Source organism: Pelagibacterium sp. (assembly GCF_965249125.1).
GTDB lineage: Bacteria > Pseudomonadota > Alphaproteobacteria > Rhizobiales > Devosiaceae > Pelagibacterium.
Genome location: NZ_OZ252217.1, coordinates 3,650,985 through 3,675,173 on the forward strand (window position 1 = coordinate 3,650,985; position 24,189 = coordinate 3,675,173).

The window sequence follows — 24,189 nt, forward strand, 5'->3', positions numbered from 1 at the left end:
TGCCTTACGGCTTTTCAGCTAAAAGAACTATGTGCGGGTCGGCAAACCGTTGCCCCATCCGAGCAAAGACAACCCGTCCAACTGCCTTGAGCTTGTTAAGTAGGCCGTGCCGCCGCCAATCGACAAAGGTGGTCACGTAGCTTTTTTTTATCGAGTATCCGTGATGACGAAACAGATCCGTTATTCGATTCATTGTGAATGTCTGGACGTGCCCCACGCGATGGAAGACCTTTCCGCAGTCTGGACATACAGCCATTTTATTCGTGAAGTCTTCGTCAAACGGCGTCGTGATCAACGCGTATCCACCTGGTTTCAAGACGCGTAATACTTCGGGCAAAATGTCATCTATAGCCTTGTTGTCTAGGTGCTCGATCAGTTCGGACATAACCACGACGTCGAACATATCCGAGGCAAATGGGATTTGTTGAGCATACCCTGTTTGAGCTCGGTCACCCATGCCCAGCTCGCCCCGCAATCGCTCAATTGCCTTTTCGCTGGGATCGAGTGCATACATTGTGATGCCTCTACCCGCAGCGATCCGTTCCAGGGCGCCGGCGCCAACACCTATGTCCAAAACGACGTCGGTTGACCGCAGTTTCGACGCGACAAATCGTTGTCGGTGCTCGGGAAACTGGTTGTGCTCGAGACCCTCGTTCTGAAAGTAGTCCCAAATCTTATCTTGCTGCATTCTTTCGTCTCGCGATTATAGGGATGATCGTGGTGTCGATGGACAACTTGCGCTTAGCCAATAGCCAGAGCAGTCCACATTCCAATACCAGACTGGCCGCCGTGGCCCAGGCTGCGCCGATTATTCCGTACATGGGGATAAGAGCGCCGTTGAGCGCTAGGTTTGCAGCCAGAACACAAGCTAAGATACCTGCTGCAGGACGTTCGTACCCGGTCATTGAGACAAGTGGGCCTACTACGCCGACGGCTGACCTTATGAATTGAGCGAAAGCCAATATCAAGAGCGGTCCGTACGAGGCAGAGAAGTCTTCTCCAACTAAAATGAGCAGTATCGGCCTGCCCGCGAACACAAGGACTGCGAGCACAGGTAGCGCCAACGACACGCAAGCGACCGTGCACCCTGACACAAAGCGTTGCAACTGGTGCATGTCATTTTCGGCATGCAGTCTAGCCATAAATGGGTGAGCGATCATCCCAATCGCTGTGAAGCCAAACGCAACAAGTTCGGCAGCTAACGCTGCGATTCTATAAACGCCGACTTCCGTCGACTCACCTAGAAGGCCTAGGAGCAGAAGGTCAGTACTCTTTGTTAGCTGATTCATTCCCGCAATTGCGGCGAATGGCAGTGTTGAGGAGAGCCAGAGATGCCCACGGGAATATGCGTTTGACCTAGTTAGCTCCAGAGGCCTCGCCCTCAGCAGTAGCCAAGCCCCGACGATAAACGCCACCAGGCTCGCCACGGCGTGGAGCATCATGGCGTCCGAGGCTGTCAGGGCGTGGGTGGAGAGGCCGAAATGGGCGCCTAGAACCAATGCAATCAAAAAAGCAGGGCGGAGGATGAATTCGGGAAGTTGGCCCTGGACGACATGACGCAACCCTCGCAGGGCGGCGCCGCGCAGGTTGCCCAGCGCGACCAGCGGCACCAGCACCAGGCCCCAGTAAAACACCGTCAGCCCGCCTTGGGGCAGCTGGTTCGAAAAAGCCCAGGCGGCCAGCGCGCCTATGGCCATGAGCGCGGCCGACATCATCAACGCCATAAGGGTCGACCAGCGCCACAGGCCTTTCATCAGCGCCCAATCGCCGGCGGCCTGGGCCTTTGCCGTTTCGCGCACGACGAGGTTGGGCAGGCCCATCTGTGCGGGGATGGCCATGATGGTGATCAGGGCAAAGACGAAGGAATAAACCCCAAAACCCTCGGCGCCCAGGGCGCGGGCCAAGACGATCGCCAGCAATACGTTAAGCCCGGTCGACCCGATCTTGATCGCCACGGAGCCCACGCCGCCGCGCAGGAGCTGGCCCTTTAGCCCTTCTCCCGAGCGGAAAGCATCGAAGGCGCCGCTGATCGCTCTCATGGGGTGCCGCACTCAATCCGGTTCATGACTGAGTTTCGGGACGCTTGGGCGGAAGCCAGAATGCCCTGCGGATTCGGTTTACCTTGTCGAGCGAGACTGGATCTTGTGCCGCGGAGCGGAGCCCAGACCTTACAAATACGGCGATCAGCAGGATGAAGCCGACGCCAAGCCCGACCAGGACGGCTCGCAGGATGTGCTGGCGGGTGTTGTCGGTGACCTGAACGGTAGGCTGCTCGACAATCTCGGGCTGCACAGCGGCCTCCGGCTGCGCCTCGGCTAACGTGGTGGCAATCTGGTTGGAGATGGCGACAATGGACTGGCTGACTGTGTTGAGTTCAGCAGTCAGGTCCTGATCCGATCCTGCCGTGGTAAGACGGTCGGAGAGCTCGATGAGGCTGTCAAGGCTCGACTGCTGTATCGAAAGGGAGCGGTTGAGAATCTCGAGGCGCTGCTCAAGGGCAATGCCATCCTCCTGCTCCACTGACGAAACTTCGACAAGGGAGGTGACCACAGCCTCGAGCGTGGGTACTGCGAGCTCCGTCGAATCTGCCGTGAGCGTTATGGAATAGGTGCCCGCCGGCTCAACCGGGTTAATCGCCAGGGAACGGGCAAGTGCGTGACGAGCTTGGGCCAGCGAGCCTGGGTGCCGTTCGCTCCATGCGCTCGTCACGATGGCAGGATCGAGGACCTCGGGCGTTGTCAGCATTGTGTGGGCTTGTTGTGGAAGTCGGAGGGTCGCTTGCGCGGTATGACTGGGATCGTCGAGAAAACGCAGAGCCGCAAAGGTCAGGGCCGCCGCGATGAGTGGAACGAGCAGCAGGAGAACCCAGGATTCCGCAATGACAACGGCGATGTCGAGAAGGCTGATGTCATCGTCCCTGCTGACTTCATCGGACATGTTATATACCTGACCCTATCTGAGAACTTCCCCGTGAACGCGCGGTAATGAGGCGCTCAATTGGATGTGCGATAATGGTAGAAGCAAGGCAGGGCAAGGAATAATCTCGGAGAGGTGGCAGGTGCACGCTGGTGTGTGGCTCATCCGCAATGCGATGAAAGCCATGGGCCGGCGCACCACTCTGCGATCTGGTGTGGTTCCCATGACGCGGAACTTTTGGCCATTCAAAAGCGAAACCCATTTCGCTTTTTGAAACAAGAAAATGCCGCTCCAGCGAGCGGCATTTCTAATAGGGGTAACCTGGATCGTCTACGGCGCCGGCGCCGGAGCACCTTCGTCGTGCAGCGTGCGGCTCTCGTCACTCTGCGGTTCCTGCCGCTGAGTATCTGCCTGCGGCATCAGCAGTTGATGCTCCAGCCGATCGGCAAGCTCCTTGGGGTCGAGCTCACGCAGCAAGTCAATCAGCCGTGCAAGCTTCTTGCGGGCGCGCCAACCCTGGAACAGATCAACGGCTTCGCTATAAGAGGATTCAAGATCCTGGACGTCGACGCCATTACCCGGCGTGCCTTCATCATTCGGGCTGGTTTTGGGGACGAGTTCAAGCAGGCGGGACTTGATCTCGTCATCCTTGGCAAGTTTGCCGGACTCGATTTCGTCGAGAACCTGCTGGCGGACGTCACTGGCCGCGTCCGACGCCAGCGCATAGAGCGTTGTCGGCGAGAAATGCGCCACAAGCTGGTGATGCTTGCCCAGTTTCTCAAAGACGTTGACGTAGTTCTGTGCCGTCCGGATAGAGAACGGGAAGCGCGCTGAAATCCACAGACTGTAGACGCCATGTTCAAGCTGCGCCTTTACCCGCGAAAGCGCGCGGCCGGCGTCAATAATCGACATGCTCTGCATTTCGAGTGCGGAGCGCACTTCTTTCTCAGCACTGGTCAGCAGTTCAACTTCAACAGAACTGAGCCGGTCGGTGGAAAAAACGAGGTAGGGGGTACGCATGACAAATCTCCATTTACGCAACGATTCGGATGTTCGCCGCGAAAAAGTGATTCGTCAACAGTAAAAACCAAAATTATTACACTGCACCGTTCGATGCAAGACTGTTGACGCGAGATGGTTAATAAATCAAAACTATTTACAATGCATCTTTATCTGTGTTGTTCTGCATTTCTTTCGCTGAGCATTGGGCTTGCTCGTAAAAGACACTGGGGGTTGCCTCCCGAAGTTTCGATGACGCAAGGGCTCTGCAGCTGTGCTGACGCCAACAACAGGCGGGCCACCGCGCAGGTGACGTAAAGCCTCTCAGGCGGAGGGCTCATCGTCGGGGTCGGGACCCTCATCGGGATTGGGCTTTTTGGGACGTGGTAGAAGCGAGCCGGGCGGACGGCCGCCGAACATCTCTTCAGTCTCCTTGTCGGCCTTCTCGCGGGCTTGGCGCCAGAGCTCTTCGCCATCGCTCCCGCTTGTCTCTGCGGGCGTGGCTGAAGGGACGGGAAAATCGGCCTCTTCGAAGCCGGAGGCAGCCCGCGCGGGCAATTGGGACTTTGGCTCCACGTTTGCCGCCGCAGCGGCCAGGTTCTCATTGTCCTGCTGGGGGTGCTTATAAAAGATATACCGGCCTCCATAGCCAGACCGTCCCCGGGCATAATGGAGCTGGCCGGCCAGTCCAACATGTCCGGCCAGCTGGGCAATCTCATGGGAGGACATGCCCACATCCCGCCAGTTCGCGATCGCGATATGGCGGCAACAGTAAAGGCAGAGCCGACGGCGCGTGCGCGTCCATTTACACGCGCGCGCAAGGCGCGAAGCCAATAGGTTGCGAAACTTTGTGAACTGCTTTTCGCTGAGGTCACGCGGTATTGCTGCAAGCAGCAAATCGAGGGCAAACAGATAGTTCTCGGGCCAGTTCTCGAGCGGGACGATGCGCTGGGGCCGTCCGTCCCGCTTTGCCGTCTTGACGATAAGGCTGTTTCCCTGGCGCTCGGCCCAAGTCAGCTCGATCGGGCGCAGCCCGACACGCGGCATGATGAGCAGGTAAAGCGCCAGAACGAAATCGATGATGTCGCCATGCCCGGCGACCTTCGATCTAAGATGCCCCAAAAGATCGTCGAGTTCCTCGCGCATAGGCACGAGCACCTTCTTGCTCGCGCCGCGAGCCGGAACCGGGGTGCCCGTGCGCTCCTTGAGGGCATCCAGAGTTTCTTGGCGCAGCCGGTCAGCGTGTTCCTTCTCGCTCGCTTCAACCGGAGCGGCCTCGAACACCGTCCTGATGTGCTGGCGATAGACACAGGCCGTGTTTGGCGTCCAGACGCTTTTCCCGCCAACAAAATCGTTCCGGAGCGCTTCGAGCATCAGGATCGGTGTCACACTCGCCGGATCGATCTCGAGCCGACCGATCGCTGCCTTGACGAGCATGGCGCCGCCACGGCGATAGCTCTTGAGCGTTGTGGAGCTTGCGGCAGCGCGGCTCATGATTGCTTTCCCATTATTAATCGACTACACCACAATAGCAAAAACAACAACTTATGTCAAATGAGCGCGATGGCCACGTGGCCGGGTCGGATGATCGGGGGATCGGGCCTCGGACCTCGGACGAGAAAGTCGCCAGGGCACCGGATTTGATCGTCGGGCTGTCGCCAGTGGTGGGCCCGGCCTGGCGACCCGATACGACAAGCGCGCCGACAACTTTCTCGCCGCACTCAAGCTCTTCTCAGCGCGTCTGTGGATCAGAAGTTATGAGTCTACGTCCTGGAAGGCCGCGGGCGCGACAGCGTTTCACTGTCTTCGGCATCAACCGCGCCAATTGCCAACGAAGCGTTCCGCGCACTTCAGATGGGGTCAAACGCATGCAAGAGCAAAAGAGCGTGTGCCTGGCCGCATCTGTTCCCGCAAAGATCGGAATGAGTGCAACAAATGGCCGCTCCGCCTAAAAGCCGCGCAAAGATACTTGGCATTTCACGCGGAAAACCGAAACGGAACTTGATCGCGTGGGGCAGGCGAGGGCAGGGCATGAGAAGCCGCGACAGGTCAGGGCGGTCTCGTGTCGGATTCGATCCCCGGAGAGGTCCGGAATCACTGAGGAGGGGTGATAACGCCACTGGTGCCGAATGCTCTTTGCCTTCCCCCTTCGCGGCAAATCAGATTCAACGCTGACCTTTGGGAGGTCAGCGATGGATGGTGAGATTTTACGCGACGATCAGTGGGAACAGATCAAGCCGTTTGTCCCGGGCGGTCGCAAGGGCAAGCGCGGCCCACGTAGTGATGGGCGTCGGTTTTTCAATGCGCTTTTGTGGATGGCCCGGTCTGGTGGCCGCTGGCGCGATCTGCCCGAAGACCGGTTCGGTCCTTACCAGACGGTCAAGCGGCGCTATTACCGCTGGATCGAGATGGGCGTGTTTGATCGTCTGTTCGAGGCGGTCGCGAACGCTCCCGATCTCGAATGGTTGGCCATCGACGCCACAGTGATCCGCGCCCAGGCCCAGGCCGCAGGGGCGCGGCGCAAACGTATGGCCCGCCCCGGTTGCAAGCGACAATTGGGTGACAACGTGATCAGTCTGCACAAACGTATCCGGCATGTCGGCACGATGGCCGCCGCCAAGATGGAGATCCGCGCGTTCCGATCCTCATAAAGGGGCCGGCCTCGAAGGCCATTTTGCGCCGGAGGTTTTCGGGACACCGATCGACTGTCAGGCCATCTTCCTTTCACCACTCGCAGATCATCGCGTCCGGCGAAGTATACTCGGACGCGTGTTTCTCATGCCGGTATCGACGCCACCTGATAGATCCTTCCATGGCGGAGCAGCGCCCAGACGGTGCGGGCCATCTTCGCGGCCAGCGCGACGACGGCCACGTTGGGATGGGCGCGGGCCAGAAGCGCACGCAGCCACGATCCGATTGCAGTGTCGGTTTTGGCCAGCGAGGACATGGCGGATCGCGCGCCCTGGATCAGCATCTTGCGCAGATAACGGCTGCCCCGCTTCGTGATCCCGAGTAGCTTCGGCCTGCCGCCGGTGGTGGCCTGGCGAGGCACGAGCCCCAGCCATGCAGCAAGATCGCGTCCCCTCGAAAAGGTAGCCGCGCTGCCCACCGCGGCTACCAGAGCGGTGGCGTTCAGCGCTCCGATGCCGGGAATGCCTGTCAACCGCCGGGCCCGATCGTCGGTGCGAGCCATGGTTACGAACTCGGCATCAAAGGCGGTGATGCGGCGGTTCAACTCGTCCCAGCGTGTACGCATGTCGCCGAGCAGGAACGCCATGCGCGGGCTCAGCGCATCCGTGCCGGAGTCCAACAATTCACCGAGCAAGAGGCGCAGTCGGGCGTGGCCCTGCGCCACCACGTGCCCGCGCTCCAACAGAAGGCTCCTTATCTGATTGGTCAATGAGGTGCGTTCGCCGACCAAACGGTCGCGCACCCGGTGCAGAGTCTGAACGTCGAGTTGTTCTTCGCTCTTGAGCTCGACGAAACGCATGGTTGGCCGGGTCGCCGCTTCGGCGATCGCCTCGGCGTCACGGTCGTCGTTCTTCTGCGCCTTGACGTAAGGCCGCACATACTCCGGCGACATCAGCCGAATTTCGTGCCCGAGCGCCGCAAGCGATCGGCCCATATGGTGGGCACCACAGCACGCTTCCATTGCCATCGTGCAAGGCGCCAACTTGGCGGCGAACGCGATCACCCCGTCGCGACGCATCCGCCGTCGCACAATCACCGTTCCATCTGCGTCGAGACCGACGATGCTGCAGCTGTTCTTGCCCAAGTCGATACCGAGGATCACCATGCTCATGGTCCGTTCCTTCCTTTCTTGAACACCGGCATCCTACACGGGCGCCGGACGGAGGGGCGGGCCATCCATAAAGGGGGGAGCGCAAACCCAGGCTCTCGGTCGCTCCCGTGGCGGTTTCGGCACCAAGCTCCATGCCGTAGTTGATGCGCTTGGCCTGCCGGTCCGCTTTGCGCTCGGGCCGGGTCAGCAAAATGATATGGCACCCGCCTGCGATCTGGTCGCCGGACTGGCCGCGGGCAAAGTTCTCGCCGACCGGGCCTATGACGCCGATAGCCTCCATGATGTCATTCTCGATGAAGGCGGCGAGCCAGTGATCCCGCCCCGCCGCCACCGCAAATACCAACATGGCTACGACAAGATCGCCTATCGGCAACGCTGGGGCATCGAAGGTTTTTTCGCCAAGCTCAAGCAGTGGCGCCGCATCGCAACTCGATATGACAAGCGCGCCGCCCACTTCCTCGGCTTCGTCAAAATTGCCAGCGTCATGCTGTGGCTTAAATGATTAAATCGTCACCACAGCCCAATATCATTTTGTGGGGTCGAACTCAGGAGGTGTTTCGATGGTTGGTCGGATTGCGGATGATGTTGTCCCCGGCATTGAGGAGCGCAGTTATCTCGCAGCTCAGGTTCGCCGACATAAAGCGCCTCGGTCGCTATCGGACCGGTGTCGGATGATCCTGCTGTGTGCTGATGGGTTGCCCAGCAAGGAAGTCGCGGCTCGCCTTGGGGGTCATGAGTACACGGTCGGAAAATGGCGGCGGCGTTTTGTCAAAGACCGGATCGAAGGGCTGACCGACGAATACCGCCCTGGGCTGCCGCGCACGGTATCGGATGCACATGTGGCCGCGGTGATCGAGCACACGCTGAACACCACGCCCAGGGATGCAACCCATTGGTCGATCCGTTCCATGGCCGCCGAGACAGGCTTGTCACACACCACCATCCGGCGCTTTTGAGGCGCTTTCGGGCTGCAGCCACATCGGAGCGAAACGTTCACGCTCTCGACCGATCCGCTGTTTGTGGAAAAGGTGCAGGGCATCGTCGGGCTCTACATGTCACCACCCAATCGGGCGATCGTTCTATGCGTGGATGAAAAGTCCCAGATCCAGGCGCTCGATCGGGAACGACCGGCCCTGCCCATGGCGCCGGGCATATAGTCATGGACAACTACGCCACCCACAAAACGCCAAAGATCAAGGCATGGCTCGCGCGCCGCCCTCACTGGCACGTCCATTTCACGCCGACATCGGCATCCTGGATCAATCAGGCCGAACGCTGGTTCGCCGAATTGACCCGCAAACAGCTCCAGCGCGGCGTGCACCGATCAACTACCGAACTGGAAGCCGATATCACCGCGTTCATCCAAGCGCACAATGAGAACCCGAAACCGTATAAGTGGGTCAAATCCGCCGACAACATCCTCGCCGCAGTCAAACGCTTCTGTCAAAAAACAATGAGCCGAACGTCAGATTCAGATGACTAGGAGATAGTGTTCCAGCGCTTGGGGTCGTTGGAGGACATGGCGACGAGGGTGTGGCCGGTCTGGTTGAAGGGCTTGATCTGGCTTGTGAGGTTGTCGAGCACATAGTCGCCGGCATTGGTGCGCACCACGAGCACGGCATGGCCCTCGCCGCGGGCTGTAAAGCCGATGGCCAGGCGCAGGGCGCCGGCGGGCACGCCGCGGGCGATGAGCTGGACGCGTTTGTTCATTGCGTAGTCCTTACAGTCCCCGACCCTTGCGCCAACGGTCCAGATTTGGGTTGTGCGCCTCTGGGGGCGGATCGACGCATTGACCGAGCGGTTGACCGAATTGAGCACGCTCATGAGATTGGTGTCCATGTGCACCTGGGTGGCGGGGGCCGAGGCGCAATGGGTTGGGGAGGTCATGCAGAAGATCTGCAGGCCCAGGGGGGCGGGTGTGGCCGATGAGGTGGTGATCCGCATGTCCGATCCCGACAGGACCGCGTTGGTTGAGGGCTGGACCGTCTGAGCGAGGGCAGGGGGTGCGGCAAGGGCGAGCGAGAGCGCCAGTGCGGCGCCGGACACAAGCGAGGCGATGCTCATAGTCGATCATTTCTCCACCAGCAGGGCTGCACCACGGCGCCCTTCGCAGCGCCGCCAGCGCACAAGAAAGCCTTCAGCTGATTCCCATCCTGACGCCAAACCCTTTCGAACTTGTCGCTTGTTTGAATACATTTTGATGTGGATAGAGTGGATTTGCGCTGTTTTTGACGAGGTTTAACCCTTAGCGGCGTTGACGCTTGACCCTATTGCGCCGATCTGCGCAAGCTTGGGAAATATGGGATTTGCGCGTCTTCGATGTCTTCTCATTTCAACGGCTTGATCCTGATTGTGTCTGCCCTGATTCTGGGATCGTCAGGGGGCTATCTTGCTGCCCGTGAGTTCGCCCCGTTCGCGTTCTCGTTTGCGCCACGCTCGGAAATCTTTGAGCGGTTGATGCTTGAACCGGCGCCGGTTCCGCCCTCGACCTTTGGGACCAATGTCGCGCTTGAAATCTGCGACGAAACGATGACCAGGCTGTCATTTTACCTGGCCCCGACCGCACGGATGTCGGCGGTGGCGCATTCCTGCATCGAGACGGCGGGGACTGCGGTTTCCCAAATGCCCAGTCACAGCTATGGCTATTATATCGGGGCCCTGGCGCATTACGCGCTGGGTGAGGTCGAAACGGCGGTTGCCGCCCTTGAGCGGTCTCAGTCGGTTGGCCCCAATGAGCAATGGCTGGCAGAGCGTCGCGTGGCCCTTGCCGAACTCCATTACGCAACACTTGGGACCTATGCCGGGGCGGGCCATCTGGCCGACCTGGCGCTTCTGGCGCAGTCGCGGCGGGGCATCAGATCAATTGCCGCGCGATATGTAGCCAATCCGGCGTTCCGCGAACGCGTCACCGCAATTGTCGATACGCTTCCTGAGGAAATCCAGCAGCGGTTTGTCACCGTGGTGCGCGCTGAAGCCCGAAATATGGGGGCACGAGCCTAGATGGCGATCGACGTTTCCGGATTTGAGGTCACGAGAGCCGCGTCGGGTGGAAATCGCCACACCAAAGGGCAGAAGCGGCTCAACCACATCCTTGCGATCGGCCTGATCGCTTTTCTCTTTCTGGTTCCCATACCACTGGGCGCCAACAGGCCGGTTTTCTGGGCGATCAATGCGGCGCTGGTCGGAGGTGCGGGGGTCGTTTATGGTATCGTGATGCTCTGGCAGCGCGACAATTTCCGGATTGGCCTGTCCGATATTCCGGTTCTGACCGGGCTGTGGGCGCTGTTGTGTCTTTATGCGGTCATCCAGTTCGTTGTGCCGGTGGGCACGGTTTTTGTCGCCCCGGGCACGCAGGTGGCGTCATCCACCCTTTCAATAGCGCCTGGATCGAGCTTTCACAGTCTCGTCCAGCTTCTGACCTTTGGGTTTTTTTTCTTCCTTGTCCTGCAGGTGAGCGCCAATCGTGAGCGGGCAAGGTTCACAGCGGGAGCGCTCTTCTGGGTCATTGTTGCGCATGCGGTCTATGGCCTACTGGCCCTGACCCAATTCGGCGACACGCTGCTCTTTCTCGAGAAATGGGCATATCTGGGGTCGGCGACAGGGACGTTTGTCAATCGCAACTCCTATGCGACCTTCGTGGCCTTCGGAATGGTACTGGGCACCGCCCTTACCGCACAGGCCGTTGAAAAAGCCACTGATAGCCGGCAGGTCCCGACTGCCACCATCATGTTCCTGCTTGTCGGCCTGTCGTTTCTCATTATCGCTCTCTATTCGACGCAGTCGCGGATGGGGCTTGCGGCAGGGCTGGCCGGCAGCGTTGTGGTCGCCATAGGATACGTTTTCAAGCTTGGCCGGCGCCAACCGCGGCTTTCGGTGTTCATGGTTGTGCTGGGGGTGGGGTTGGCCGTCGCCATGACCGTGCTTTTCGGCTCGGGCACGCTGGACCGGTTGGGAAGCGTGGAACAAAGTTTCGATGTGCGGGCAGCGCTCTATCGGCAGGTGGGCGATATGATCGCTTCACGACCGTTCCTCGGCTTTGGCGGGGGAAGTTTTGAGGCGGCATTCCCCCTGTTTCACGCGTTGCCGGTCAGTCCCGACCTTGTCTGGAACAAGACGCACTCGACGTATCTGGCGCTGTGGGTGGAATATGGCGTAATCTTTGGTTCGATACCGCTGCTTGTCGTTCTGGGCATAGGTTTTCGCTGCATTGGGCTGTTTATCCGGCGCAAATCCGATTGGGTTCTGCCACTGGCCTCGCTGGGCATCATCATAACGGCCGCGCTGCATTCGCTTGTCGATTTCTCGCTGGAAATGGAGGCGAATGCACTGTTTTTTTCCGCGTTGCTGGGCCTGGGGCTGGGCGGTGTGACCGAATATGGGCGGCGGCAAAAAACTCGATGAAAAAGCTGTTCGCCCGCATTTTCGGTGCTTTTGAACCAGAAAGTGCCCGCAGGGGTGCGCCGCGGCTCGCCAGCGATGAATTCCCCCGAGCTCTCTACGTCATCGGCGACGTTCACGGGCGCTTGGACCTGCTCGAAGCACTCGAGGAGCAGATCGCACGCCATGCGGGAGTTGTGGGAGAAGACATATGGGTGGTCCTGGTCGGCGATGTCGTTGATCGCGGCCCATCCTCCGCACAGGTCATAGATCATCTTCTGGCACCCCCCAAATGGGGCTTTCGCAGGTTCTGCCTTTCGGGCAATCACGAACAGGCCATGCTCGAGGCGTTTGAAAGCGCCGAGGCCCTTGAGTGGTGGTGCCGGTTCGGGGGCATAGAGACCCTGGCGTCCTATGGAGTGAGCATATCCCAACTCGACCCCGGCGCACGCAGTTGGGAGACCAATCGCGCTGTGCTCGAGGCTTACATACCGCGCGAGCACGTTCAGTTTCTTTCCGATCTGCCGGTCATGATCCGCGTTCGGAGCTATGTGCTGGTCCATGCGGGGTTGCGCCCCGGAATCGCTCTTAAGGACCAGACGGATCGGGACCTCAGGTGGTTCCGCCATGAGACCGATGCGGCGGAAAATAACGGTTGGCAATCGGACTATTGCGTTGTGCATGGCCATACAATTGTCGAACGCCCGCTGATAACGCCTGAACAGATCGCTATCGATACTGGTGCATATATGAGTGACCGGCTGACGGCTGTGTGTCTAAGGTCTGGTCAAGAGCCGATAATCATTGAACAATTGGGGCCAAGCCAGCACAATTGAAGGCTAACCGCCCTCTTCCCCGCGAATCTGGAAAGATTATGGAAGATCAAGAAATCGATATCCGGGGTATTCTGAACCTGCTCCGACGGCGGTTGAGTTTGATACTGGCCACGCTTTTCGTCTGCCTTGGTATCGCGGGCATTGCGCTTTTTGCCCTGACGCCGATCTATTCGGCCTCGACGCTTATTCTGGTCGATACCTCGCGCAACGCGCTGATCGATCCCGATGCGCAGATCTCCAGCGCATCGACTGAAAACGCGCGGGTGGATTCGGAAGTGGAAATTTTGCGCTCCGAAACCGTGCTGCTCGATGTCATTGACAGGCAGGGGTTGCTGGCGGACGAGGAGTTTGGCATCAGGCTGGACTGGCGCGATCAGATACTGGCGCTGCTGCGCCTGGGCGATGCCGATCTGCCGCAGGGTGACGCGGCTGTGCAAAGTGTGCTCAATCGAGTCAAGGCAGCGGTCTCGGTCCAACGCCGGGGGCTGACCTACGTGATCTCAGTGCAGGCCCGGTCCGAAGAACCTCAAAAGGCAGCGGAACTGGCCAATACCCTGGCTGAGGCCTACATCCAGGATCAGATGCAGTCCAAGATCGAGGGCGTTCTTGCGGCCCGCGAGGTGCTAGAGGCGCGCCTGCAACTGGCCCGCGAAAATATCGGGCGGTCCGAAGAGCAGTTCGATTCCTTCATCAACGAAAATATCGATCAGCTGGCCGCAGAGCCGGGAAGCTCGGTTGCGGCCCTGCGCGACGACCTGCAGTCGATTTCCGGCTCGCGCGAGCGGTTGCAGGCCCTGAGCCAGACGCTGAGCGAAGCGACGGCGTCGCGGGACTGGTCTAGCCTTGTGGCGCAACTGGAATCCGATGCGCTTGCCGAGCTGGACGCTCAGCGTCAGGCCCTCGCAACCAATCTTTCCGATGCCGTGGCCGATTCGCCGGCGGTGATCAATCTGCGAGAGGAGCTGGCTTTGGTCGAAGCGGCGATGGCCGAGCGCGCCAGTCAGGAATTGACCGATCTGCGTTCACAGGTTGCCGAACTCGACGATCGGGCAAGCGGGTTGCGACAGCAGATCCGGTCCGACGTCTTGTCCTCCAATTTGCCGGTCGATGTTTTGACCCAGCTCTATGAGTTCCAGCAATCGGCCGATCTGGCCCGCACGCAGTACCAGTCGCTTCTGGCGCGCTCGGGCGATTTGCAGGTACAGTCCGAGCTGCAGATTGCTGATAGCCGGATCGTATCGCGCGCGCTGCCGCCGGCAAGCCCGGCCTTTCCAAACACGCAGCTTATCCTGCTGATGGCAGGTTTTGCAGGGCTGGGCCTGGGAATTGGGCTGGCCTTTGTCTATGAGAACTTCGTTGGCGGCTTTACCAGCGAAAGCCAGCTCAGTCTGGTGACGCGGCTGCCTGTAATTGGCGACATTCCGCTCCAGCGGCTCAATGCCGACGCTCAATCGGCGGCCGAGACGCTGATCACGGCGCCACTTTCGCAGTTTTCCGAGGCCATACGGCGGGCCAGGGCGATTGTAGATCAGCATTTGCGCCGGGCCAAGAGCCCCGATGCCGGACTCTTGACGCTCAAGGGGGCCGATGGCAACGGCGTGGTGGTCATGGTGTCGTCGTCGGTACCCGATGAAGGCAAAACGACCGTGGCCTTGTCTCTGGCGCGGGTCTATGCGCAATCGGGCAAAAAAACCCTCATTCTCGATTGCGATCTGCGGCGTCCGGCGATCCACAAGAACCTGGGCATCGAATCCGAGTTCGGATTGTTCGAATACCTGGCTGGCCGGACCGAGGGCGAATCGCTGTCTTCGATCATTCTTCGTGACGAGGACACCGGGCTAAGCGTGGTTGTGGGGTCCAAGCGTTCCGAGATTCCAACCGACCAGCTGATTGCCAGCAATGCCTTTGCCCGCCTGATTGCTGCGGCAGTCAAGAATTTCGAGGTGGTTATTCTCGATACGCCGCCGGTTCTTCCGGTTGTTGACGGGCTTTATCTCTCCCAATATGCCGACGCTGTGGTCTTTGTCGTGCGCTGGTCTTCGACCGCCCAGGCCGAAGTGCGCAACGCCCTGAGCCGGCTTGAACAGGCAAAGAATCCCGAAGCGCCCATGCTTGCCATTCTCAACCAGCAGGTGCGCAGCCAGTCACGCTACGGAAAAAATTACAATGGATATTACGACGGCTAAACAGCACTAGGCTGGCAGCAAACGTAAGACTAGGGCGCAACGATGTCATTACCGCCTGCTGTGAGTTTCGGAACCTCCGGTCTGAGGGGGCTTTCAGACGGTTTTACCCGCGATGTGGTCTTTGCCCATATCGGGGCGTTTCTTGAAACGGCCTGCGCCGATGCGCGCAGCAAAGAGGTGTTGATCGGCCGCGACCTGCGGGCGTCCAGCCCCCAGATTGCGGCGCTGGTCGGCGGCGCGCTCCTGGCGTTGGGCTGGAAACCGGTCAATGCCGGAACCTTGCCCACGCCGGCGCTCGCGGCCCATGCGCTCAACCGTGGCATTCCCGCCGTCATGGTCACCGGCAGTCATATTCCACCCGACTACAACGGCCTGAAATTTTACCGTCCCGATGGGGAACTGCTCAAGAGCGACGAAGAGCCCATCAAGGCGGCGGCCAAGATGCTTTTCAAAGCCGTTCCCGATTTCGACCCCTTCCTGCCGCAACAGGAACCAACCGCGCAGGCCGAATACGAAGCGCGGTATACCGGGGCATTTTCATCAGATGCGCTGGCTGGCCTAAAGATTGCGGTTTTCGAGCACTCCACGGTGGGCCGGGGCATCCTTCTGCGCGTACTCGAAGCGTTGGGCGCATCGTGCACCGGCGTGGGGCGGAGTGAGATTTTCGTTGCGGTCGACACCGAGGCCATCGAGCCTTCGGCCATGGCGGAAATTCACGCGGCGTTGGCATCGGGGCCGTTTGATGCTGTGGTCTCCATGGACGGCGACGGCGACCGGCCGTTGCTTGTGGATGCCACCGGCCTCCAGATCAGTGGCGACGTGCTGGGAGCATTAACGGCCCGGTTTCTTGCCGCCAGGGCCGTGGTGACGCCGCTGACTTCGACCAGCGCCATGGAAGAGAGCGGTTGGTTTGAGACCATAAGCCGGACGCGGATCGGGTCGCCCTATGTCGTTGAGGAAATGACGCGGCTTGGCACAGACAGGGTTGTCGGGTTCGAGGCTAATGGCGGTTTTCTGCTGGAGAGCGATTTCGAACTTGGGTTGGGAAGCCTCAAGCGGCTGCCGACCCGGGATGCTCTGTTGCCCATTATTGCCGTCCTGGCCGAGGCGGCAGCGCGCGGTGTGTCGGTCGGCGATCTGGTTTCGGAATTGCCGGTTCGGATTATGAAGGCGGACCGCCTCAAGGATGTTCAGCCCGAAGACGCAAAACAACTGGTCGAGGCTTTGGCCCGATCGGCCGAATTGCGAGCCAGTTTCCACGAGAGCCTTGCCGAGCCCAGAGCCATCGACACGACCGATGGCACAAGGCTGATTACCGTCCGGGGAGACGTCGTCCATTTCAGACGATCGGGCAATGCGCCTGAACTCAGGTGCTACGTCGAGACCGGAAGCACACAGGCAACCCAAGCAATGCTTTCGGCGATGATGGCCAAGCTGACCACACATTTGAATGGTAGGGGAACCCGATGACCGAGAGCAAAACCAGAAATGGCCATGGGCGTATTGTCCCCGTCGTTTTGGCCGGGGGAACCGGCACCAGGCTCTGGCCAATTTCGCGCACGGCGCGGCCCAAGCAATTTCTCGCGCTGACGGGTGAACATAGTCTGTTGCAGGAGACCCTGCTGCGGTTGAGCCGCGACCCCCGTTATGACGCTCCGATCGTCGTCACCAATGAGCTTTATCGCTTCCTGGTGGCTGAACAGGCGCTGGAAGTGGGGATAGAGATCCAAAGAATCGTGCTCGAGCCGGTTGCCCGCAACACGGCGCCCGCGATCGTCGCGGCCAGTCTTCTGGCAGCGGGCAGGTCGGACGATGTGCTCGTTCACGTCCTTCCATCCGACCACCGTATCAAGGTCGATGATGCCTATATTCATGCGCTTGATGTTGCCGAAGCTGCCGCGATTGAGGGGCGATTGGTGACCTTCGGAATCATGCCGTTTGAGCCGGCGACGGGGTTCGGCTATATCGAGGCGGGCGATCGGCTGCCTTCGGGTGCTCACGATGTGCGCAGGTTCGTGGAAAAACCCGATGCGAACAGAGCGGCCGAGATGATCGCTACGGGCTCCTACTACTGGAATTCGGGCATGTTCCTGTTTCAGGCATCGGTGTTCCTTAAGGAATGCGAGAAGCTGGTGCCCCAAGTTCATGCGGCCGCGTTCGAGGCGGTTGAAAAAGCGGTGCAGGATTTCGATTTCCATCGTCTCGATGCCGGGGCCTTTTCACAGTCTGAGAGCATCTCGGTCGATTATGCGGTGTTTGAGAAAACCGCGCTGGCCGCGGTGGTTCCGGCCCCGATCGACTGGTCGGACCTCGGATCGTGGGATGCTGTGTGGAAAAGCGGATCACGCGACGAGCACGACAATCTGGGAATGGGCAAGGTTACCCTCAATGCCATGTCTGGTTCGCTGGTCATTTCCGAAAAGCACCATGTGGTGGTCGATGGACTGGAGGACATTGCTGTTCTGGCCAGTGAAGACGCAATCTATGTGGGGCGGCTCTCGGCGGCGCAATCGGTTGGCGATGTCGTCAAGCGTCTCAAGGCGGACCCCGCCACCCAGCATCTGACCGAAACGCACCAGACGAGCTATCGCCCCTGGGGCGGCTATTCGTCGGTGCTCAATGGCGAGCGCTTTCAAGTGAAGCGGCTGTTCGTCAAACCGGGCAAGCGATTGAGCCTGCAAAAGCATTTCCATCGCTCCGAGCACTGGGTGGTGGTCCGCGGAACGGCTGAAGTCCAGGTTGGTGAGGATATTTTCACGCTGCAGGAAAACGAAAGCATCTACATTCCGCAAGGCGAGATACATCGCCTGTCCAATCGCGGCAAAATCCTGCTTGAGCTGGTGGAAGTTCAAACCGGGTCGTATCTGGGTGAGGACGACATTGTGCGCATCGAAGACGAGTTCGGCCGGACCTGATCCAGCGCAGCAAGGAGCCGGCGCTGCAAGCCGTTGAGACAAGCTTAACCATAACCAGCCATTTTGAACCTTGTGATTCACCGAGTTCCCGAGCGCCCATGTTTCGCCCTCGCTTCGTATTTCAAACGCGGTCCGCTGATCGCGATGGCCAGACCGACCAGGGTCGACGCCAGGCGATCGCCGGGGTGCTGGCGCGTCAGCGCGCCGATGTCAATCGCGAGATGGCGGGGCTCCAGAGGCGCATGGACGATGCCTACCAGCGGGCAGCTGCGCTGTTGGCCAATAGCGAGGACTATGGCGAGCGCTCGGCGCGTGACGAGGAGGAAATCGTAGCGTTCGAGGCATCGGCCGAAGCCGCACGCAGGCGGATCGCCGATCTTTCCCGTCAACTGGAGATGTTCGAGGCACTATCGAAATTGCTGGCGGACGCAGCGGTCGACGGGCAAACCGACGTTAAAGGATGATCGGCTCCGTTTGATATGGTCGGGGCCGGACTTCAACGAGGGCTGGCTCTCGCGCCGCCATATCCACATCCCATTTCGTCCTTGGTGTGCGTGCCTAAACCATGACATTACCAAATTTCCTTTACATTGGCCCCCCGAAATCGGCTTCAACATGGCTGTTTGAAGTCCTGAGGACGCACCCGCAAGTTTTCGTTCCTGACGGAAAGGACGTCTATTTCTTCGACCGCTATTTCGATCGGGGGCAAGGCTGGTATGAAGCACATTTCGAGCAGGCAAACGCACGTCACATCGCTATTGGCGAAATCTCGCATGACTATCTCTATTCCCGAGATGCAGCCCTGCGCATCAGAGCCATGCTGCCGGGCGTAAAACTGCTTACGATCCTTCGGAATCCGTTCGACCGGTCCCGGTCGGACTTTCGCTATATCAACCAATGGAGTGCCAACGATTTCACGTTCGCCGAGGCGCTGGTTCGGCATCCAACAATCATTGACAACAGCCTGTACGCCGAGAATTTGCGCTTCTATCTAGAAGTGTTCGGGCACGCGAACATTCGCGTCATGCTCTACGACGACCTTGTTGCCAATCCTGAAAAGTTAACCCAGGGGCTGCTGGCGTTTCTTGGTGTCAATATGCTAGAGGGCTTGCCAATACGCGCTCGTATCAATGTTTCAGCGACCAGCCGGTTGCCACGGTTAACCGCTGGCGCGCGGAAGTTGGCGCAATTGGCTCGCAATGCGGGGTTTTCCGGTGTTATTGGCAAACTCAAGTATTCTGCGCTGCGCCAATTGGTCTTCACGTCGGCCGCTTCGGGTGAGATCCAGATCGATCGAGAAAGCTTCTTGCGTATGCAGGCCGCTTTCTTGCCCGACATTGCCGCTCTAGAAGAGATGATTGGCCGCGATCTGAGCTCATGGCGTCAGGCTCAGTTGTAGCTTAACGCCAGTTGTCCCAGAAGCCCGGCCCAAAGTCTGTGGAAAGGCGGGAGATGTCTTTCCGAAATAGCGGCATATACTTGGACTGCACCCTTTCGGACAGCTTCTGAGGCCGTTCAAAGACGTGCTCTTTCACTCGCGTTATCGCCAGCCGGGTCTTGGATTCTGACGTTGTCCCCTTCAAGGCAGAACGAAACGGCCGGGCGATTGTGTATAGCCAGGCGCCGGGTCCGGACGCCGGTGGAACAAGCGTCTGATTGGCCCAAACATGGTTCACTTCAAAAACCGGTATGGACAGGAATCGGGATATCTCTAGCGCCACCTTCCCGAAATCGGAGGTTACGTCCGCGAAATTGAGCAGCAGCATTTTCTGGCGCCCAAATGTGGAAAGGAATGGCCCCAACAGCGCTCCATACATGCCTAGACTCTTGTATCGCATAATGGGCGATAGCGCGGCCTCTTCCTCAAGACTACGCTGCATGCATCTGGAGAAGTCGGACTCCAGTTCCATGCCGCTGCTGCGAGCATGATTGAAGCCGGAATATGCCCTCTCAACGGGGTGGCGGAGCACGGCGACTATTTTCGTGTCAGGATGCTCTGCATGAATTCTCGCTGCCGTCCCAGGATAAAAATACTGGCTATCTGAACAGTCGCCGGCAATCACCTCGCTCGTTCGGTCGCGGAACAGAGCCAAATAGTCTTCCCTGCCTCTGACGGCGTTCGTCCATGATTTGGCGAGGATACCGGGCCGCTCGAAAATTTCGATCGTCCCCTGACCGTACGAGTAGTAATTGGAATTCTCTCGCCGCGGCACGAAGACGTGAGGATGAGACAGGAGATAGCGGTATATGCTCGTGGACCCGGATTTTTGGGCACCGATAAGAAAGAAGTCGAGCTTCATGCGGAGGTCCCTTTGGCGCGTGTCTGAAAATAGCATAGGCCAACGACTGCGAGATATGTGAAGCCGAACGCTGGAGCGCCCAGCGAATGGTCCGTTCCCCCGCTGATCAGCAAGGTAAAAACCGTTGCGAGACCAATGCTCGACCAATACTTGTCGCTTTCACCTGACTGCCACATCCAATGGCGCAAGAGTTTTCCAAAGACTATGAGAACAATGGCCAAGCCTGCTAGGCCCGTTTCGGCCAATATATAAAAATACGAGTTGTGAGCGTTGTGTACAGAGGGGTTATTGTAGGTGGCTTCAGCGGCAACTTCTCCCAGCAACACATTTGTAAACGTCCGCCCGGTGTCATTGTAGCGTCCAAAGCCCGCGCCAATTATTGGCGACCCCGCAAACTCTCGGACTGCTCTTCCCCAGAGGAAACCCCGAATTGCCAGGTTACTATTGCCCTCAAGACGACCAAAATTTGAAACCTCCCACGCCGAAGAGGACTCACGCGGTGTCTCGGCTAGAGCCGCCTCGCTGAAATTGGCGATTATCGAGGTGCCCGTTCCCTGATCCATGGCGCTGGAGAGACGGGAAAACTGTGCGGGAAAAGTGGCTTCCATCAAGGGAAAAGCGGTGATGAGGAGCAAAATGTATATCGCCGAAGATTTCCACCGGCCCTTGACCAGATGACATAGAAGGATGGCTATAAATACAGCTACGATGCTAGTTCGGGAATTTGAGCCTAGAAACAAAACTGCATTTGCCATCAAGAAAACCAAGTTCCCCAACTTCGCTGCGTTTAAAAACGTGAAATAGTTGACGATCAGCAATGCGCCCAGGACGGTGCCTGCAATATGGTGCGAGCTGTATACGGTGGCGATGCCAAAAAACTCCGCGGTGGTGGAGCAAAAAACGATCAGACTGATAGCTTTGAGGGTGGTGCTCCATTCGGCAGGACCAAGAGATTGCGCGCCTGTCGTAGATCGCGCGACATAATAGAGAAACGGCCAAAAATAGAGAAAAATACGTCCCTCACCTGCTGCCCAGGTGGCAAAGCCGTTCTGCCATATCGAGCCATGTCCGCCGAACACGATGCCGCTTACACTTGCGTACACGTAATAAATTATAGGGAGAACGAAAATCGGGGAATATGTTCGATCGAATAGTAATCGATGCAGGCAATAGATGATTACCAGAGCCGTCGTTGCGACAGTGGGAACTTCCGAAATTCCGGATAGGGTAGCAGATACAAAGCAGAGTAAGATAACAATGCTATCCGCTCGTAGCACCAAACGTCGTTTTCTGATGTAAGAGGTGCTTCGGTTGAAATCGTAATTTCTGAACGTCATATCTGCGGCCGCGCCAGTTACGAACGAAATTGACGAGAGAATATGCTGAGTATTGAAGGGTCGATGCTGAGCTTTCTCCTGGCGTAGATTATGCAGCGTATATTCCACGCGCTCATCCCGAATGCCACGCCGATCGCAGCTCCAGTCGCGCCGAAAACCGGCGTTAGAGAAACGATGAGGACCAGGGCAAAAATATTGGTCGCCAAGATTATGCGCAGATAGGGTCGTTCTGATCCGGTCATCTCCATGATCGGCGCAGTAGGCCCAGACAGTGCGCTGACCAGATTGCCGGCGCTCAGGATCAGCAGCGCAACATAACCGCTCTCGAACCCCTCGCCGAAGAGCACCAGAATCTGCTGGCCAAAAAACACGAAACCGATGAACACCGTCAGGGTGGGTATGGCAACTGCCGCTACGGTTATCAGACAGAGTTTGCGGACGATGTCGATTTCGTTGCGATGAAAATGGCGTGAGATGGCCGGGGCTATAACCATACCCGAGGACAGGAGGAAGAGGTTAAGCAGCATCGCTGTGCGAATGGCGGCAAAGAAGGGTCCGGTTGCAATAGGCGACAGAATGAGCCCTACGAAGATAACGGCTAGGTTGGGCGCGGCCATCCGGACGACCATCGTTCCCCAGAGGCCCAAGGCCGTGCTCCACCATTTCGTGCCGTCGAGACTGGCTGTACCCGACACCAGCGAACGCGGCTGCGTCATGGGGTGAGCAAGCGCCTGACCCAGGACTACCAGAAAAAGGGCGGCGGTGATGAATGCCATTGCCGTGCCGGCAGTGAAATCAGGGACGAAGCCAATCATCACCAGCCCGCAGCCCGCTATGACAAGCAGGCGCCAGATAATGTCGCGGGGAATGAGCGAAAGCGTTATCCCGGTTATCGCCCGCATGACACTGGCCTGATATTCAGCCAGGCCCAGAACCAGGGTGAAAACGCCGGCCGCCATCAGATAGTAGGGGTGATCGAAGGCAGGTACGACGGCCGTGACCCCCACGACGCCCAGCCCTAGAACGCCACATCCCGTTGCGGTGACGATATATCCGTAGCGTATGACGCCACGTTGCAGTTCGTTGGCGCCGTCGGTGTCATAAGTTGGTGCATAGCGCAAAACAAGGGAGCCAAAGCCAAAGGAGCCGACCACAGCGAGAAGGGTCGCGAGGGAAAATGCGAAGCCGAAGCGGCCGAATTCCTCGACGCTCATGGCGCGGGCTAGCACCAGGAACATCAGGAACGACAGGCCCGCACCGCCGACCTTAATGATGAGCGCGGCCAGTCCGCCCCGGGCCAGTTTTGCCATCACATCGTCATTGGCCAATGCTGCGGCCCCTGCCCTGAGGCGCCCCATGGCAGCCGAAATCATTGGGCCGCCTCGCGTATCTGGTCGAGGCTCATTTGGGGCCTTACGCCATAGCTGGTGAAAACCTCAGTCATGCCGGCGAGAAAGTTCTGCTCGCTGAATCGGTCGGTATGGGCGGCGATCGCGTATGGGTCGGCGTCGGCGAGGCCCGAGCGCTCAAAGCGTTCGACGGCGTCGAGCAGGCCCTCGACACTCTGATCCTCAAACAGCAGGCCGGTTTCGCCATCATGCACGGTTTCGGTCGCGCCGCCCCGGCCATAGGCAATGACCGGACGCCCCGACGCCATGACCTCGACCGGCACGATGCCGAAATCCTCCTCACCGGGAAATATCAGCGCCTTGCATCGCGCCATATGCGATTTGAGCTCGGTGAAGGACACCTTTCCCAGGAAGGTAATGTTATCTTTGGCTTTGGCGGCCAACGCCTTGCGCGCTTTTTCAGGACCGCCCAAAACCACCAGGCGTTTGCCCGTTCGATTGAATGCATCGATCATGATATCGGGGCGCTTGTAGCCGACGAGCTCACCTGCCCAGAGGTAGAATTCCTCACGCTCGGACAATGGTGCCGGTGAAAAATTTTCAACGGCGACCGGGGGGTAGACGACTTGCGCGTCGCGGCGCCAATATTTGGCGATGCGCTTTTGCACGTGCTGGGAATTGGCTACGAACTGATCGACCCGCGCCGCCGAGGTCACGTCCCATTGCCGCAGCCCTGGCGCGAGGAGGGGCATGGTCAGCTTCGCCAGGCGACCCGCCCCACTTTTGTAGACGTGATACTGGTCCCAGATGTAGCGCATCGGCGAATGACAATAGCAGATGTGAGGCGCGTCGGGCGGCGCAATGACACCCTTTGCCGGCCCCGCTTCGCTCGAAATGACCAGATCGTAACCTGAGAGGTCGAGGCTTTCGAGGGCAAAGGGCATGAGGGGCAGATAGCTGCAATAGAGTTTGCGGGCCGCCGGTAATTTCGAGATGCCGGTGGTTCGCACGGTATGTCTGCGGATGGTGGCGCTGACCCCGTTCTCGTCGTAGACATGAGTGAAGATATCGGCTTGCGAAAAGAGTTTGCACAGCGATTCAAGGACCTTTTCGCCTCCTCGCATATGCAGTAGCCAGTAATGAATGATCGCAACTCTCAAAGTCGTCATCCT

General features: G+C 58.8%; 20 protein-coding genes and 2 pseudogenes. 11 read left to right on the top strand and 11 right to left on the bottom strand.

The window, feature by feature from the left end:
- Positions 1–4 precede the first annotated feature (4 nt).
- From ACP148_RS17755 to ACP148_RS17775, 5 genes are all read right to left on the bottom strand, one after another.
- Positions 5–688: a methyltransferase domain-containing protein gene (locus ACP148_RS17755; RefSeq protein WP_421952721.1), complete on the bottom strand. Its 684-nt coding sequence runs from the start codon at positions 686–688 to the stop codon at positions 5–7.
- Complete coding sequence (locus ACP148_RS17760) at positions 675–2,039, bottom strand: oligosaccharide flippase family protein (protein ID WP_421952720.1); 1,365 nt, start codon at positions 2,037–2,039, stop codon at positions 675–677. The genes ACP148_RS17755 and ACP148_RS17760 overlap by 14 nt, the downstream gene beginning before the upstream one ends.
- Positions 2,040–2,061: 22 nt before the next feature.
- Positions 2,062–2,937, bottom strand: a complete 876-nt coding sequence (locus ACP148_RS17765) for a Wzz/FepE/Etk N-terminal domain-containing protein (RefSeq protein WP_421952719.1) — start codon at positions 2,935–2,937, stop codon at positions 2,062–2,064.
- A 309-nt stretch (positions 2,938–3,246) separates the two neighbouring features.
- Positions 3,247–3,936, bottom strand: coding sequence for a DUF3102 domain-containing protein (locus ACP148_RS17770; RefSeq protein ID WP_421952718.1), 690 nt, complete (start codon positions 3,934–3,936; stop codon positions 3,247–3,249).
- 303 nt (positions 3,937–4,239) lie between these two features.
- On the bottom strand, positions 4,240–5,409 hold the full coding sequence (locus tag ACP148_RS17775) for a hypothetical protein (RefSeq protein WP_421952717.1): 1,170 nt from the start codon (positions 5,407–5,409) through the stop codon (positions 4,240–4,242).
- A 698-nt stretch (positions 5,410–6,107) separates the two neighbouring features.
- Between ACP148_RS17775 and ACP148_RS17780 the strand changes: the two genes are divergently transcribed.
- The gene (locus ACP148_RS17780; RefSeq protein WP_421952716.1) at positions 6,108–6,566 is read left to right on the top strand and encodes an IS5 family transposase; all 459 of its coding nucleotides are present in this window, start codon (positions 6,108–6,110) and stop codon (positions 6,564–6,566) included.
- A 125-nt stretch (positions 6,567–6,691) separates the two neighbouring features.
- Here ACP148_RS17780 and ACP148_RS17785 read toward each other — a convergent pair whose 3' ends face one another.
- Entirely contained in the window at positions 6,692–7,717 is a 1,026-nt protein-coding gene (locus tag ACP148_RS17785) for an IS110 family transposase (protein WP_421952715.1), read from the bottom strand.
- Between the two features lie 55 nt (positions 7,718–7,772).
- Between ACP148_RS17785 and ACP148_RS17790 the strand changes: the two are divergent.
- Together ACP148_RS17790 and ACP148_RS17795 are read left to right on the top strand one after the other, a co-directional pair.
- Positions 7,773–8,219, top strand: a pseudogene (locus ACP148_RS17790) (IS5 family transposase); the annotation flags it as partial.
- Between the two features lie 58 nt (positions 8,220–8,277).
- A pseudogene (locus ACP148_RS17795) lies at positions 8,278–9,200 on the top strand (IS630 family transposase).
- Here ACP148_RS17795 and ACP148_RS17800 read toward each other — a convergent pair.
- A complete protein-coding gene (locus ACP148_RS17800) occupies positions 9,197–9,781 on the bottom strand; it encodes a transglutaminase-like cysteine peptidase (RefSeq protein ID WP_421952714.1) in 585 nt (194 codons plus the stop codon). The pseudogene ACP148_RS17795 and the gene ACP148_RS17800 overlap by 4 nt on opposite strands.
- Positions 9,782–10,069: 288 nt before the next feature.
- Here ACP148_RS17800 and ACP148_RS17805 point away from each other — a divergent pair, with 288 nt between their 5' ends.
- From ACP148_RS17805 to ACP148_RS17840, 8 genes are all read left to right on the top strand, one after another.
- Entirely contained in the window at positions 10,070–10,717 is a 648-nt protein-coding gene (locus ACP148_RS17805) for a hypothetical protein (RefSeq protein ID WP_421952713.1), read from the top strand.
- Positions 10,718–12,118 (top strand): O-antigen ligase family protein, encoded by a 1,401-nt coding sequence (locus tag ACP148_RS17810; RefSeq protein ID WP_421952712.1) that lies wholly within the window; start codon positions 10,718–10,720, stop codon positions 12,116–12,118.
- On the top strand, positions 12,115–12,930 hold the full coding sequence (locus ACP148_RS17815) for a metallophosphoesterase (protein WP_421952711.1): 816 nt from the start codon (positions 12,115–12,117) through the stop codon (positions 12,928–12,930). The genes ACP148_RS17810 and ACP148_RS17815 overlap by 4 nt, the downstream gene beginning before the upstream one ends.
- Before the next feature lie 38 nt (positions 12,931–12,968).
- Positions 12,969–15,116 (top strand): GumC family protein, encoded by a 2,148-nt coding sequence (locus ACP148_RS17820; RefSeq protein ID WP_421952710.1) that lies wholly within the window; start codon positions 12,969–12,971, stop codon positions 15,114–15,116.
- 42 nt (positions 15,117–15,158) lie between these two features.
- On the top strand, positions 15,159–16,586 hold the full coding sequence (locus tag ACP148_RS17825; protein WP_421952709.1) for a phosphomannomutase: 1,428 nt from the start codon (positions 15,159–15,161) through the stop codon (positions 16,584–16,586).
- Entirely contained in the window at positions 16,583–18,031 is a 1,449-nt protein-coding gene (locus ACP148_RS17830) for a mannose-1-phosphate guanylyltransferase/mannose-6-phosphate isomerase (protein WP_421952708.1), read from the top strand. The genes ACP148_RS17825 and ACP148_RS17830 overlap by 4 nt, the downstream gene beginning before the upstream one ends.
- A gap of 98 nt (positions 18,032–18,129) precedes the next feature.
- The gene (locus ACP148_RS17835; protein ID WP_421952707.1) at positions 18,130–18,495 is read left to right on the top strand and encodes a hypothetical protein; all 366 of its coding nucleotides are present in this window, start codon (positions 18,130–18,132) and stop codon (positions 18,493–18,495) included.
- Between the two features lie 101 nt (positions 18,496–18,596).
- Positions 18,597–19,430, top strand: coding sequence for a sulfotransferase family protein (locus tag ACP148_RS17840; protein WP_421952706.1), 834 nt, complete (start codon positions 18,597–18,599; stop codon positions 19,428–19,430).
- Position 19,431: 1 nt separating this feature from the next.
- Here ACP148_RS17840 and ACP148_RS17845 read toward each other — a convergent pair whose 3' ends face one another.
- Genes ACP148_RS17845 through ACP148_RS17860 form a run of 4 tightly spaced genes read right to left on the bottom strand, consistent with a single transcriptional unit; the run spans position 19,432 to position 24,177 of the window.
- Positions 19,432–20,331, bottom strand: coding sequence for a sulfotransferase (locus ACP148_RS17845; RefSeq protein WP_421952705.1), 900 nt, complete (start codon positions 20,329–20,331; stop codon positions 19,432–19,434).
- Entirely contained in the window at positions 20,328–21,776 is a 1,449-nt protein-coding gene (locus tag ACP148_RS17850; RefSeq protein ID WP_421952704.1) for an O-antigen ligase family protein, read from the bottom strand. The genes ACP148_RS17845 and ACP148_RS17850 overlap by 4 nt, the downstream gene beginning before the upstream one ends.
- Positions 21,686–23,041: a lipopolysaccharide biosynthesis protein gene (locus tag ACP148_RS17855; protein WP_421952703.1), complete on the bottom strand. Its 1,356-nt coding sequence runs from the start codon at positions 23,039–23,041 to the stop codon at positions 21,686–21,688. The genes ACP148_RS17850 and ACP148_RS17855 overlap by 91 nt, the downstream gene beginning before the upstream one ends.
- Positions 23,038–24,177, bottom strand: a complete 1,140-nt coding sequence (locus tag ACP148_RS17860; RefSeq protein WP_425033604.1) for a glycosyltransferase — start codon at positions 24,175–24,177, stop codon at positions 23,038–23,040. The genes ACP148_RS17855 and ACP148_RS17860 overlap by 4 nt, the downstream gene beginning before the upstream one ends.
- Positions 24,178–24,189: the final 12 nt, after the last annotated feature.